Here is a 12,968-nt window from a genome sequence, read left to right as displayed (position 1 = left end):
CGGCCTAGAGCAGTTCCAGGAAAAGTGCGTAGCGCTTTTCCCGGGAAGAAAGCGTAGCGCTTTCCCCTTGGGAATTGCGTAAAAACAAGAAAGTCTGGGAGCTTGCCCTTATGACCTCGACGATTTTGGAGATGCGCGACATCACCAAGACGTTTCCCGGCGTGAAGGCGCTGTCGAATGTCAACCTCAGTGTCGAGGAAGGCGAAATCCACGCCGTGGTCGGCGAGAACGGCGCCGGCAAGTCGACGTTGATGAAGGTGCTGTCGGGCGTCTATCCCGCGGGCACCTATGACGGCCAGATCATCTTTCAAGGCCAGGAATGCCAGTTCAAAGGCATCCATGACAGCGAACACAAGGGCATCGTCATCATCCACCAGGAGCTTGCGCTGGTGCCGATGCTGTCGATTGCCGAAAACATCTTCCTCGGCAACGAACACGCCAAATATGGCGTGATCGACTGGGACGCCAACGAGGCGCGCACCAGCGCGCTGTTGAAGAAGGTAGGCCTCAAGGAAGACCCCAAGACGCTGATCACCAATATCGGCGTCGGCAAGCAGCAGCTGGTCGAGATCGCCAAGGCGCTGAGCAAGGAAGTCAAGCTCCTGATCCTCGACGAGCCGACCGCATCGCTCAGCGAAAAGGACAGCCAGGCGCTGCTCGACCTCTTGCTCGAATTCAAGCGGCAAGGCATGACCTCGATCCTGATCTCGCACAAGCTCAACGAGGTGAACCGTGTCGCCGACAAGGTTACCGTGATCCGTGACGGGCGCACCATCGAGACGCTGGCCAGGAAGGACATTTCGGAGGACCGCATCATCACCTCGATGGTCGGCCGCTCGCTCGACGACCGCTATCCGCCGCGCGAACCAAAGATCGGCGAGGTCGTCTTCGAAGTGAAGAACTGGTCGGTCTATCACCCGATCCATGCCGAGCGGCAGGTGATCAAGGGCATCGACATCAACGTGCGCAAGGGCGAGGTGGTCGGCATAGCCGGGCTGATGGGCGCCGGCCGCACCGAATTCGCCATGAGCCTATTCGGCCGTTCCTATGGCCGCCGCATCACGGGCGAGGTGCTGCTCAAAGGCAAGCCGATCGATGTCTCATCCGTCAGCAAGGCGGTCGAACATGGCATCGCCTACGTGACCGAGGACCGCAAGACCTATGGTCTCAACCTGATCGACCATATCAAGCATAACATAACGCTTGCCAATCTCGGCGGCGTGTCGCGTCACAGCGTGATCGACGATCTGCGCGAGCTCGCCGTCGCCAACGACTATCGCAAGAAGACCAACATCCGCGCTTCGAGCGTCTATCAGATGACCGGCAATCTTTCGGGCGGCAACCAGCAGAAAGTGGTGCTGTCGAAATGGCTGTTCGCCGATCCGGACCTGCTGATCCTGGACGAGCCGACGCGCGGCATCGATGTCGGCGCCAAATACGAAATCTACACGATCATCGCGCGTCTTGCCTCGGAGGGTAAGGCGATCGTGGTCATCTCGTCGGAAATGCCGGAATTGCTCGGCATCACCGACCGCATCTACGTCATGAACGAAGGCCGCATCGTCGGCGAAATGCCCGCGGCGGACGCAAGCCAGGAAAAAATAATGCGCGCCATCGTTCGCGGAGAAGGAAAAGCAGCATGAGCACCGACAGCGCCCCCGCCCCGCAGGGCAACATCGCCGAGGACCAGCGTCCACGCATTGCCGTCTCGGCGCTGACGACGAACCTGCGCGAATACGGTCTCATCATCGCGCTGATCGTCATCATGCTGTTCTTCCAGTTCACCACGTCGGGAACGCTGTTCAAGCCGGTCAACCTCAGCAATCTGGTGCAGCAGAACTCGTTCATCATCGTGATGGCGCTGGGCATGCTGCTGGTCATCGTTTCCGGCTATATCGACCTCAGCGTCGGCTCGGTCGCCGGTTTCATCGGCGCGCTGGCGGCAAACATGATGGTCATCTGGCAGCTGGGACCGCTCAGCAATCCACTGGTGGTTTCGATCGTCTGCCTGGTCGTGGGCGGCCTGATCGGTGCGGCGCAAGGCTATTGGATCGCCTATCACCGGATACCGAGCTTCATCGTGACACTGGCCGGCATGCTGATCTTCCGCGGCATCTGCCAGGCACTGCTGGGCGGCGGTTCCTCGGTGGGCCCACTTCCGGATGGCTTCAAGGCGCTGAGCTCCGGCTTCATCCCGGACCTTATCGGCCCGCTGACGCTGATCCCGCCGACGGTGAACGCCGCCGGCAAGACCATCGTGGGCAGCGGCCTGACGCTGCACATGACGACGATCGTGCTCGGCCTGATCGCCGTGGTGGCCTATGCCTATTTCGGCGTGAGGACGCGACGCAAGCGCGAGCGCCACGGCTATGAGGCCGAGCCGTTCCCGCTGTTCGTCGTCAAGACGCTGGTCGCCAGCGCGCTGGCGCTGTTCCTGGTCTATGAGTTCGCCAGTTACAGGGGCCTGCCGGTGGTGCTGCTCGTCATGGGCGTGCTGATCTCGCTGTTCGTCTTCGTCACCAAGCGCATGACCATCGGCCGCCGCATCTACGCGATGGGCGGCAATCCCAAGGCCGCGCAGCTGTCGGGCATCAACACCGAGCGGCTGACACTGCTGGTGTTCATCAATATGGGCGTGCTGTCGGCGCTGGGCGGCCTGATCATCGCGGCTCGCCTTGGCCAGGCCGTGCCGGCGGCCGGTCTGGGCTCAGAGCTCGACGTTATCGCTGCCGTCTTCATCGGCGGCGCCTCGGCGATGGGCGGCGTCGGCCAAGTCATCGGCGCGGTGGTCGGCGGCTTCATCATGGGCGTGATGAACAACGGCATGTCGATCATGGGCGTCAATGTCGACTGGCAGCAGGTGGTCAAAGGCCTGGTCCTGCTCGGCGCCGTGATCTTCGACGTCTACAACAAGAACAAGGCCTGACAGGGGCAATTCCAGGAAAAGCGCGTCGCGGTTTTCCTACAGGAATTGCGCGGAAACAAAATACCGGGAGCGGATCGACCACTCAAAGCTGAACCGCTCCAGCGAGGCAACAAGGAAGGCATACGGGTCACATCGCGGCGCTGCCGGCAACCAGCCGGTGCGAAGAAGTTCCCTCAAGGAACCAGGCCCCGCGAGCGCAATCCGAACGGAGAATTTCACCCGTGGCATGGGCGACGTCCCAGCCGCGCTTGGGAAGGTTTGCCGCGGCGGCAGCCATGCCAAGGCACATGAGAGAGGATTGATCATGCTGATCTCGCAGATTCTCGATGACGCCGAGACCATCCGCGTCGTTGCCCGCAATGGCGGCAGGACCCGGATCATCAACGGCGCCCGCAGCGTCTATTCGCTGGCGATGGAGGCGGCCCGCACCGGCGTCGGGCTGGCCACCCTGATCGAGCGCAAGGGGCTCGGCGAGACGGTCGATCTCGATGCCGCCTACAAGAAAGGGCGGCTGTTGTCGCCGATCAATCACCCCGATCCGGCGCATCTGCATCTCACAGGCACCGGCCTGACCCATCTCGGCTCGGCCGCGACGCGCGATTCCATGCACAAGAAGCTCAGCGCCGATGGCGAGGAGCAGCTTACCGATTCCATGAAGATGTTCCGCATGGGGCTGGAGGGTGGCAAGCCCGCCAAGGGCCAGGTCGGCGTGCAGCCGGAATGGTTCTACAAGGGCAACGGCACGATGGCCGTGGCGCCGGGTGCCGCACTCCTGTCACCGGCCTTCGCCAAGGACGCCGGCGAGGAACCCGAAATCGCCGGCATCTATGTCATCGGCGATGACGGCGCCCCCTTCCGCGTCGGCTTCACGCTGTCGAACGAGTTTTCCGACCACGTGACCGAGCGGGTGAACTATCTCTTCCTCGCCCATTCCAAGCTGCGTAACGCCTCGTTCGGACCGGAGATCCTGATCGGCGACCTGCCTGCCGACATCCGCGGCACCTCGCGGATCGTGCGCGACGGCGAGACGCTGTGGGAAAAGCCGTTCCTGTCGGGCGAAGCGAACATGTCGCACACCATCGCCAATCTCGAACACCATCATTTCAAATATTCGGCGTTCCGCCAGCCGGGTGACGTGCATGTGCATATGTTCGGCACCGCGACCCTGTCCTTCGCCGACGGCGTCAAGACCGAGGCCGGCGACGTGTTCGAGATCGAGGCCGGGGATTTCGGCCTGCCGCTGCGCAACCCGCTCGAGCTTGAGAAGCCGGTGAAGGTGGCGGTGAAGGCGCTTTGAGAGCGTGATCTCCCCCTTGTGGGGAGATCAGCAGCTTCAGCCTCAATAAATATCGAAGTCGAAATACTTCGCCTGGATCTTCTTGTAAGTGCCGTCGGCGACGATCGCGTCGAGGGCAAGTATCTTGCCTGGCGGCAATCGGGGTTCAGCGCGCGGCGCGGAAATGCTTGGAGAGCTTCAGGCCCTGTGCCTGGTAGTTGGAGCCGAGATCGGTGCCGTAGAGCGCCTGCGGCCGCTTCAGCATGTGCTCGTAGACCAGCCGGCCGACGATCTGGCCATGGTCGAGGATGAACGGCACTTCGTGGCTGCGCACTTCAAGCACCGCCCGGCTGCCGGTGCCACCGGCCGCCGAATGGCCGAAGCCCGGATCGAAGAAGCCGGCATAATGGACGCGGAATTCGCCGACCAGCGGGTCGAAGGGCGTCATCTCGGCGGCGTAGAGCGGCGGTACATGCACCGCTTCCTGGCTGACGAGGATGTAGAATTCGTCGGGATCGAGCACCAGCTCGCCGGCGCCGCTCTTGTGGATCGGTTCCCAGAAATCGACGACATCCTGCGCGGCGCGCTTGTCGACATCGACAAGGCCGGTGTGATGCTTGCCGCGATAGCCGACCAGCCCGTCACCATCGCCCTTGAGATCGATCGACAGCGCGATACCGCCGCCCGAAATATTCGGCGGCTCGGTGGCGACCAGCATCTGCGCGCGATGCAATTCATGCAATTCGGCTTCCGAGAGCAGCGCGTTGCCGGTGCGGAAGCGGATCTGCGACAGGCGCGAACCGGTGCGCACGACGATCGGGAAGGTGCGCGGGCTGACTTCCAGGTAGAGCGGACCGTTGTAGCCGGCGGCGATCTTGTCGAACTCGTGGCCACGGTCGGTCATGACACGGGTGAAGATGTCGAGCCGCCCGGTCGAACTCTTCGGATTGGCCGAAGCGGACACAGCTGGGGGCAGCGCAAGGCTTTCCAGCAGCGGCACGATGTAAACACAGCCCGTTTCCAGCACCGCGCCGTCGGCGAGGCTGAACTCATGCAGCTTCAGCCGATCGAGTTTGTCGGCGACCCGATGATCCGGACCCGGCAGGAAGGACGCCCGCACCCGCCAGGCCCTGTCGCCGAGCCTGAGATCGAGGCTGGCTGGCTGGATCTGGTCGGCGTCGAGCGCGCGCGGCGACTTCAGCGCGCCGGACTGGAACAGCGCCGAGATGTCCTGATCGGGAAGAATGCCTGTCTGCCGCAAGGCTCCGCTCCTAGGCCAGACGAATTTCCTGCCAACAGATTCTCGCCGCAAAACATCGAACAGTCTTGCGGAACCTGCCTGGTACAAACCTCTTAATGAAGCCGGCAATTGACGCAAGCGTGGTACGGGTCTAAAGGGTCGTTATCCCGTGGTGATTTGGCCGGTCGGCTTGCAGCCACGTTAAACAAGTCGCTAAAGGACCGTTGGCCGCGAGGCCGTATGGACCGGTTGCGACTTTCGCGGCCGGTTTTTTTGTGTCTGGAACAAAGCTATGAGCAGCAAGAAGCGCAACTGGAAGCCTCAGACAGCCCTCGTGCATGGCGGAACCCTGCGTTCCGGCTTCGGCGAGACCTCCGAGGCGATGTACCTGACCCAGGGCTATGTCTATCAAACGGCGCAAGCCGCCGAAGCCCGCTTCAAGGGCGAGGAACCCGGCTTCATCTATTCGCGTTACGCCAATCCGACCGTCGACATGTTCGAAAAGCGCATGTGCGCGCTGGAAGGCGCCGAGGACGCACGCGCCACGGCATCGGGCATGGCGGCAGTGACGGCGGCCCTTCTTTGCAGCGTCAAGGCCGGTGACCACATCGTGGCGGCGCGCGCGCTGTTCGGCTCCTGCCGCTGGGTGGTCGAGACGCTGGCGCCGCGCTACGGCATCGAGGCGACGCTGGTCGACGGCACCGACATCGCCAACTGGGAAAAGGCGGCGAGGCTCAACACAAAACTGTTCTTCCTGGAAAGCCCAACCAACCCGACGCTGGAAGTGGTCGACATCGCCGCCGTGGCCGCGCTCGCCAACTCGATCGGCGCGCGGCTTGTCGTCGACAATGTCTTCGCCACGCCTCTCCAGCAGAAGCCGTTGCAGCTCGGCGCGCATATCGTCGTCTATTCGGCGACCAAGCACATCGATGGCCAGGGCCGCTGTCTTGGCGGCGTGATCCTTTCGGACAAGAAGTGGATCGACGAGAATTTGCATGATTATTTCCGTCACACAGGCCCCAGCCTGTCGCCCTTCAACGCCTGGACGCTGCTGAAGGGTCTGGAGACGCTGCCGGTGCGCGTGCGCCAGCAGACGGAGAGCGCCGGCAAGATCGCGGATTTCCTGGCCGAGCAGCCGCAGATCGCCCGCGTCATCTATCCCGGCCGCGCCGACCATCCGCAGGCCGAGATCGTCAAGAGGCAGATGTCGGGGGGCTCGACGCTGATCTGCCTCGACGTCAAGGGCGGCAAGCAGGCGGCCTTTGCCTTGCAGAACGCGCTCGACATCGTGCTGATCTCCAACAATCTCGGTGACGCCAAAAGCCTGATCACCCATCCGGCGACGACGACGCACAAGAATCTGAGCGACGAGGCGCGCACCGAACTCGGCATTGGGCCGGGAACGCTCAGGCTGTCGGTCGGCCTGGAGGACACCGACGACCTTCTGGAAGATATCGCTCAGGCGCTGAAGGCCGCCAAATAGGGAGTCGTCGAGGCAGCGTCGTCGGCGCCGCGATCAGGCGCGCGACGGCGTTTCTTCCAGTTCGGCCGCCTTGGTGCCGATGGTCATGGCATTGCCGCGCCAGTCGACGGCGCCGCCGAGCCAGCCGCGCGCCCACATGGCGGGAAGCATCAAGTCCCGCGCAATCATCGCCGCGACCATGCGCGGCGACAGGGGCCAGCCCTTGGACCAGGCCAGGGCACATTCCGGAAGGTAGAAAGCCGCCAGGACGGCGATTGCCGTCAGCGGCAGGCTGAAGCCGGCGCTTGCCGCCGCAACCAGCGCAAGCGCCAGCGGCACCACCGCGCCAGTCAGGATTTCCGGCGCGAAGAACAGCGGGAAGGTGACGCGGCGCAGGCGCGCCCAGCGCGCCTGGCGTGACCAGATCGCGTCAAGCGTGCGCCGGCCAAGCGGCTGCTCGAAGGGTGCCGCGACAAGATTGACGCGCAGGCCAAGCCCATTGACCAGCTTGGTCGCGGCGGCGTCCTCGGCGATTTCACCGGCCAGCGCGCGGATGCCGCCATTGGTATCCAGCATCGGCTTGTTCCACAACATGCTCTTGCCCTGGGCAAAGCCAAGGCCGAGCGCCTCGCCGGCATACTGCCAGCGGGCCTGCAGCGTGTTGAGGAAGGCGCATTCGACCTCGGCCCAGAAGCCCTCCGCCCGCGAACCGATCGGCGTCGAGCAGACAAGGCCGGTATCCGGCCGCCACGCCGCCATCAGATGCTGGATGTAGTCTCTCGGCATCAGCACGTTGGAGTCGGCCAGGACGACCCAGTTGTGACACGCGGCTTCCCAGCCCTTGACGCAATTGTTGAGCTTGGGATTGGCGCTGACGCGGTCGTCGCCGATCAACAGCCGCGCCGGCGCTTTTGGAAAGCGGCCAATAGCAGCGCGGATCAACCTGACCACCGGGTCGTCGCCATGGGCAACACAGAAGATCAGCTCGTAGCGCGGCCAGTCGAGCGAGAAGGCGCGCTCCAGCGTCTCCTGCGTGAACGGCTCGACGCCGCGCGACGGTATGACGATCGATACTGGCGGCGATTTGCCGGCTGGCCGCGCGATCGTGGTGCGCCGTTTCAGCTGTGACGCGGCAAGCAGGATGCTGACGGCATTTGAAAGGATAAGAGCAATCGAAAGCGAAGCGGCTATGAGAGCGAGTTCCATCGAGATCTGGTCACTCCAGAAGCGACGGCCCGCATCGTGGCCGTTTTCAACAGTTCGACAGAGGGCCGAGTCGCCCGGTTCGTGCACACCACCATTGTCATGTGTCACTTAAATGACATTCTTTGCCGGCACCTGCGTTTCAAGACGAGGCGCGACAAGACGCCCACGTTGACCTGCCCGCCGGGAGCGCCGAAAGGTATCGGATTGTTTTGGAGCCGCTTATGTACCGCGCCGTCACGCGCAACATCGAAGTGCAGGTCAGGCCGTTCTACCTCGAGGATCGCTCGGATCCATCCGAGAACCGTTATGTCTGGGGCTATCAGATAACGATCGACAACCAGTCGGACGAATTCGTGCAGCTTCTGTCGCGCTACTGGCACATCACCGACGGCGCCGGCCGGGTCGAGGAAGTGCGCGGCCCGGGCGTCGTCGGCGACCAGCCCGAACTCAATCCCGGCGACAGCTATCAATACACGTCCGGCTGCCCGCTCTCGACGCCGTCAGGCATCATGGTCGGGCACTACACGATGCGCAACAAGCGCGGCGAGACCTTCGACATCGCCATCCCGGCATTTTCGCTGGATCTGCCGGGGACCAGGCGGACGGTGAATTAGCGTCCTTCTCCCCGTTTTACGGGGAGAAGGGATTGCCTCACTGAGCCGCCGCGAATTCCGCCGGGTCGAAGTCGTACTGCTTCGAGCAGAATTCGCAGGCGACGTGGATGCCGCCATCTTCGGTGCTGTCCTTGATCTCCTGCGCGGAGAAGCCCTCGAGGATGCCGCGGATCTTGTCCCTGGAGCATGAGCACTGGTCGGCGACGGGGACGCCGCCAAAGACGCGCACGCCATGCTCGTGGAACAGGCGATAGAGCAGCCGTTCAGCGCCGATCGTCGGGTCGATCAGTTCGGTCGGCTCGATCGTGCCGAGCAGCGCCAGCAATTCCTGCCAGGAATTGTCCGTGGGATCGTGGATCTCGTCGCGCGGATCGCCGTCGCCGCCGTGCAGGTCCGGAACGCGCATGCGCTCAGGCGACTGCGGCAGGAACTGCGCCAGGATGCCGCCGGCGCGCCACTGCTCGCGCGCGCCGCCGACGCTGGGCGTCAAAAGCTTGGCGACCGAGAGCCTGATATCCGTCGGGATCTGTTCTGACTGGCGGAAATAGGTGCGCGCCGCGTCTTCCAGGGTTTCGCCATCGAGCTGGACGATACCCTGATAGCGCTGCGTATGGGCGCCCTGGTCGATGGTCAGCGCCAGCACGCCGCTGCCGAGCAGCGTCTGCTGCGATGTCTCACCTGCCGCGACCAAAGCCTCGAGCCTGTCGGCATCGAAGCGCGCATAGGCGCGCAGCGCCGACGGCGTGCTGAAATCCGCCACCAGCATGTCGACCGGCCCATCGGTGCGGGTCTGCAGGATGAACTTGCCCTCGAATTTGAGCGAGGTGCCGAGCAGCACCGTCAGCACACAGGCTTCCGCCAGCAGGCGGGCGACCGGCTCGGGATAGTCGTGGCGGCTGAGAATGGCGTCGAGCATCGGCCCGAGCTGCACGGTACGGCCGCGCACGTCGAGCGGGCCGACCTCGAACGGCACGACATGGTCGTCGCCGGCATAGCCGAACTCGCCGAGTTTGGGGTGATGTTCAGTCACTTGATGCGTTTCCAACATGACAAAGCTCCAGGGCGCGGCCATGCCGCCCGCTGGGGTGCATGCGTCCAAACGCGCTTGATTTGCGTGATGCGGCGCAGATAGGCATCGCGCCCCCGCAGATCAAGCGCCCAGACCTTTCAAACCCCAAGCCACCTCAAGCCCCCAAGCCACCTCAAGCCCCCAGGACACGTCAAGCCCCCAAGACACCTCAAGCCCCAAGACACCAGGCAAGCACCGCTTTCTGGGCGTGGAGCCGGTTCTCGGCCTCGTCAAAGACCACCGAATGGGGTCCGTCGATAACCTCGTCGGTCACTTCCTCGCCGCGATGCGCCGGCAGGCAGTGCATGAACAGCGCATCCGGCTTGGCATGCGCCATCAGCTTGGCATTGACCTGGTAGGGCGAGAACACGTTGTGGCCGCGGGCGCGGTGCTCCTGACCCATCGACACCCAGCAATCGGTGACGACGCAGTCGGCCTGGTCGACGGCTTCCTCGGGCGAGCGGGTGAAATGCAGCTTGCCGCCATGCGCCTTGGACCAGTCGATATGCTTCTGCGCCGGCTCGCTGCCCTCGGGCACGGCGACGTTGAGGTTGAAGCGGAACCGCGCCGAGGCTTCAAGCAGCGAATGCAACACATTGTTGCCGTCGCCGGTCCAGGCGATGGTCTTGCCGGCCACCGGACCGCGATGCTCCTCGAAGGTCATGATGTCGGCCATCAGCTGGCACGGATGGGTGTCATCCGTCAGTCCATTGATCACCGGCACCGTGGCGTTCTCGGTCAATTCCAGCAGCCGCTCATGCGAGGTGGTGCGGATCATGATCGCGTCGACATAGCGTGACAGGACCTTGGCGGTGTCGGCAATGGTTTCGGAGCGGCCGAGCTGCATCTCGGTGCCGGTCAGCATGATGGTCTCGCCGCCAAGCTGGCGCATGCCGACGTCGAAGGAGACGCGCGTGCGCGTCGACGGCTTGTCGAAGATCATCGCCAGCACCTTGCCTTCGAGCGGCCTGGTGCGCTCGCCGGCCTTGAGGCGCGCCTTTCGCACCACCGCGTCGTCGAGCATGAAGCGCAGGTCGCCCTCGGAAACGGTGGAAAGATCGGTGAAATGGCGAACTGACATCAGCAATATTCCGGAATTACTTCGCGGCGGCCACGGCGATGGCATCCGCCAGGCCTTTGGCACCGGCACGGATGCGGTTGAGCGCTTCGTGGATCTCGGCGTCGGTGACGGTGAGCGGCGGCAGCAGGCGAATGACGTTGTCGCCTGCCGGAACCGCTAGCAAATGCTGGTCGCGCAGCGCCATGTGCACCTTGGTGTTGGGCATGGCGCATTTGAGGCCAAGCATGAGGCCGCTGCCCCGGATGTCTTCGATGACATCGGGAAACTCGTCGGCGATCGCCGCCAGGCCTTGCTTCATCAGCAATGCCTTGCGCTGGACGTCCTCGAGGAAGCCCTCTTCCAGCACCACGTCGAGCACGGCATTGCCGACCGCCATCGCCAGCGGATTGCCGCCGAAGGTGGTGCCGTGCACGCCAGCCGTCATGCCGACAGCTGCTTCATCGGTTGCGAGGCAAGCGCCCATCGGGAAGCCGCCGCCAATGCCCTTGGCGATCGCCATGATGTCGGGCGCAACACCTGACCATTCATGCGCGAACAGTTTTCCGGTGCGGCCGATGCCGCACTGGACCTCGTCATAGATCAACAACAGGCCGTGCTGGTCGCAAAGCTGCCGCAGCCGCTTCAGCGACTGTGTCGGGACCGGGCGGATACCACCCTCGCCCTGCACCGGTTCGATCAGGATCGCGGCGGTTTCCGGCGTGATCGCCTTCTCGGCGGCATCGATGTCGTCGAAGCCGACCTGGTCGAAGCCTTCGACCTTGGGACCGAAGCCTTCAAGGTATTTGTACTGGCCACCGGCCGCGATGGTGGCCAGCGTGCGGCCATGGAAGGCGCCTTCGAAGGTGATGACGCGGAAGCGCTGAGGATTGCCCTTGACGAAATGGTAGCGTCGCGCCGTCTTGATCGCGCATTCCAGGGCCTCGGCGCCGGAATTGGTGAAGAACACCTTGTCGGCGAAGGTGGCATCGACCAGGCGCTGGCCGAGCCGGCTCTGTCCGGGGATTTCATAGAGATTGGAGACGTGCCACAGCTTTGCCGCCTGCTCGGTCAGCGCCGCGACCAGATGCGGATGGCTGTGGCCGAGCGAATTGACCGCGATGCCGCCGGCGAAATCGAGATATCGCTCGCCCTTGTCGGTAACCAGCCAGGTGCCTTCCCCGTGGTCGAAAGCCAGGGGGGCGCGAGCAAAGGTCTCGTAAAGCGCCGAACCGCTCATTATATGCGTCTCCGGTACCGGAAAATCAAAAAAGCCGCCAAAGCGGCGGCCTTGTGCGGCTTATCGTGTTTTTCGGCCATGAAGTCAACGAAAACGTCGCGTAGTGGCACGCGGCAAGCCCCCTGACGCGACGCCGGCTCATCAGCGACCGGGCAAGTTGGGGAAAACCGAAAAAACCGATTCGTGTTGCCCTTGGGACTCTTGTCACCGAGTCAGCGCATAAGGTAATTGTAGTCGAGAAATAACTAGATTTCGTGCGGCGGACCTAATCACCAGATATATGTGGTGTCTGCCCCAGCAGTGGTGCTGGGTCGGGAATGGATTCTGATTGCCGCACGCTTAGCAGGAGCGCGGTCTCATGAACTGGACTGACGAGCGGGTCGAACTTCTCAGAAAATTGTGGTCGGAGGGTCTGAGCGCAAGCCAGATTGCTGCCCAGCTTGGAGGGGTGAGCCGAAATGCCGTCATCGGCAAGGTGCACCGTCTGAAGCTGTCGGGCCGCGGCCGCGCAACGGCGACGCCGGCACGCCAGAAGAAGACGACACAAGGCTCGACCGTTCAGAAATCGGTGGCGCGCGCCGCGAGCACGGCGCGTCACGTCACGACATCGATCGGCGCGACCGCCCTTCAGACGCAATTCGACGCCGAACCGGTGGCGCGGCACTATATCCGCCCAGTCGAGAATGTCGTGGTACCGATCTCACGGCATCTGCAACTCGTCGAACTGACCGAGCGCACCTGCAAATGGCCGAACGGCGATCCGCTGTCGGAGGACTTCAACTTCTGCGGCAACGAGGCCGCCGAAACGGGGCCTTACTGCAAATACCATGCCCGCGTGGCGTTCCAGCCGGCGGCGGAGCGGCGGCGGAATAGATAAG

At 63.4% G+C, this 12,968-nt stretch carries 11 protein-coding genes, 1 pseudogene and 1 riboswitch; of the genes and pseudogenes, 6 read left to right on the top strand and 6 right to left on the bottom strand.

Annotated elements, in window-relative coordinates:
• Positions 1–110 precede the first annotated feature (110 nt).
• From mmsA to araD1, 3 genes are all read left to right on the top strand, one after another.
• Positions 111–1,643: a multiple monosaccharide ABC transporter ATP-binding protein gene (gene mmsA / locus ACWGS8_RS24215; protein WP_284273298.1), complete on the top strand. Its 1,533-nt coding sequence runs from the start codon at positions 111–113 to the stop codon at positions 1,641–1,643.
• Positions 1,640–2,926, top strand: a complete 1,287-nt coding sequence (mmsB, locus tag ACWGS8_RS24210; protein WP_454583265.1) for a multiple monosaccharide ABC transporter permease — start codon at positions 1,640–1,642, stop codon at positions 2,924–2,926. Before mmsA ends, mmsB begins: the two co-directional genes overlap by 4 nt.
• A gap of 304 nt (positions 2,927–3,230) precedes the next feature.
• Complete coding sequence (araD1, locus tag ACWGS8_RS24205; RefSeq protein ID WP_454583341.1) at positions 3,231–4,223, top strand: AraD1 family protein; 993 nt, start codon at positions 3,231–3,233, stop codon at positions 4,221–4,223.
• A 42-nt stretch (positions 4,224–4,265) separates the two neighbouring features.
• On the opposite strand, the pseudogene ACWGS8_RS24200 reads toward araD1, so the two are convergent.
• Positions 4,266–4,340 (bottom strand): annotated as a pseudogene (locus ACWGS8_RS24200) (amino acid ABC transporter); the annotation flags it as partial.
• A gap of 28 nt (positions 4,341–4,368) precedes the next feature.
• The gene (locus ACWGS8_RS24195; RefSeq protein WP_454583264.1) at positions 4,369–5,463 is read right to left on the bottom strand and encodes a 2'-deoxycytidine 5'-triphosphate deaminase; all 1,095 of its coding nucleotides are present in this window, start codon (positions 5,461–5,463) and stop codon (positions 4,369–4,371) included.
• Between the two features lie 138 nt (positions 5,464–5,601).
• Positions 5,602–5,679: riboswitch (SAM riboswitch) on the top strand.
• 55 nt (positions 5,680–5,734) lie between these two features.
• On the opposite strand from ACWGS8_RS24195, the gene ACWGS8_RS24190 reads away from it, so the two are divergent.
• Positions 5,735–6,925 (top strand): O-succinylhomoserine sulfhydrylase, encoded by a 1,191-nt coding sequence (locus ACWGS8_RS24190; protein WP_454583263.1) that lies wholly within the window; start codon positions 5,735–5,737, stop codon positions 6,923–6,925.
• Between the two features lie 33 nt (positions 6,926–6,958).
• On the opposite strand, the gene ACWGS8_RS24185 is transcribed toward ACWGS8_RS24190, so the two are convergent.
• Positions 6,959–8,110 carry a ceramide glucosyltransferase gene (locus ACWGS8_RS24185; RefSeq protein WP_454583262.1) on the bottom strand — a complete coding sequence of 384 codons (1,152 nt, stop codon included), beginning with the start codon at positions 8,108–8,110 and terminating at the stop codon, positions 6,959–6,961.
• A 221-nt stretch (positions 8,111–8,331) separates the two neighbouring features.
• Here ACWGS8_RS24185 and apaG point away from each other — a divergent pair, with 221 nt between their 5' ends.
• Positions 8,332–8,724, top strand: coding sequence for a Co2+/Mg2+ efflux protein ApaG (gene apaG / locus ACWGS8_RS24180; RefSeq protein ID WP_010913396.1), 393 nt, complete (start codon positions 8,332–8,334; stop codon positions 8,722–8,724).
• A gap of 37 nt (positions 8,725–8,761) precedes the next feature.
• Here the strand turns inward: apaG and ACWGS8_RS24175 are convergent, their stop codons facing one another.
• The 3 genes from ACWGS8_RS24175 to ACWGS8_RS24165 form a co-directional block, all read right to left on the bottom strand.
• Positions 8,762–9,796, bottom strand: a complete 1,035-nt coding sequence (locus tag ACWGS8_RS24175; RefSeq protein ID WP_454583261.1) for an Hsp33 family molecular chaperone — start codon at positions 9,794–9,796, stop codon at positions 8,762–8,764.
• 166 nt (positions 9,797–9,962) lie between these two features.
• Positions 9,963–10,874, bottom strand: coding sequence for an ornithine carbamoyltransferase (gene argF / locus ACWGS8_RS24170; RefSeq protein ID WP_095198318.1), 912 nt, complete (start codon positions 10,872–10,874; stop codon positions 9,963–9,965).
• Positions 10,875–10,890: 16 nt separating this feature from the next.
• Entirely contained in the window at positions 10,891–12,090 is a 1,200-nt protein-coding gene (locus tag ACWGS8_RS24165; protein ID WP_454583260.1) for an acetylornithine transaminase, read from the bottom strand.
• Between the two features lie 358 nt (positions 12,091–12,448).
• Here ACWGS8_RS24165 and ACWGS8_RS24160 point away from each other — a divergent pair, with 358 nt between their 5' ends.
• On the top strand, positions 12,449–12,967 hold the full coding sequence (locus ACWGS8_RS24160; RefSeq protein ID WP_019863137.1) for a GcrA family cell cycle regulator: 519 nt from the start codon (positions 12,449–12,451) through the stop codon (positions 12,965–12,967).
• Position 12,968: the final 1 nt, after the last annotated feature.

Source organism: Mesorhizobium sp. 43Arga (assembly GCF_053714255.1).
This window is presented reverse-complemented; position numbering and strand designations above follow the sequence as displayed.

Coding starts and splice junctions, on each gene's coding strand:
- apaG (WP_010913396.1), top strand. CDS start 8,332: ATGTACCGCGCCGTCACGCGCAACATCGAAGTGCAGGTCAGGCCGTTC.
- araD1 (WP_454583341.1), top strand. CDS start 3,231: ATGCTGATCTCGCAGATTCTCGATGACGCCGAGACCATCCGCGTCGTT.
- ACWGS8_RS24190 (WP_454583263.1), top strand. CDS start 5,735: ATGAGCAGCAAGAAGCGCAACTGGAAGCCTCAGACAGCCCTCGTGCAT.
- ACWGS8_RS24160 (WP_019863137.1), top strand. CDS start 12,449: ATGAACTGGACTGACGAGCGGGTCGAACTTCTCAGAAAATTGTGGTCG.
- ACWGS8_RS24165 (WP_454583260.1), bottom strand. CDS start 12,090: ATGAGCGGTTCGGCGCTTTACGAGACCTTTGCTCGCGCCCCCCTGGCT.
- mmsA (WP_284273298.1), top strand. CDS start 111: ATGACCTCGACGATTTTGGAGATGCGCGACATCACCAAGACGTTTCCC.
- ACWGS8_RS24175 (WP_454583261.1), bottom strand. CDS start 9,796: ATGGCCGCGCCCTGGAGCTTTGTCATGTTGGAAACGCATCAAGTGACT.
- mmsB (WP_454583265.1), top strand. CDS start 1,640: ATGAGCACCGACAGCGCCCCCGCCCCGCAGGGCAACATCGCCGAGGAC.
- argF (WP_095198318.1), bottom strand. CDS start 10,874: ATGTCAGTTCGCCATTTCACCGATCTTTCCACCGTTTCCGAGGGCGAC.
- ACWGS8_RS24185 (WP_454583262.1), bottom strand. CDS start 8,110: ATGGAACTCGCTCTCATAGCCGCTTCGCTTTCGATTGCTCTTATCCTT.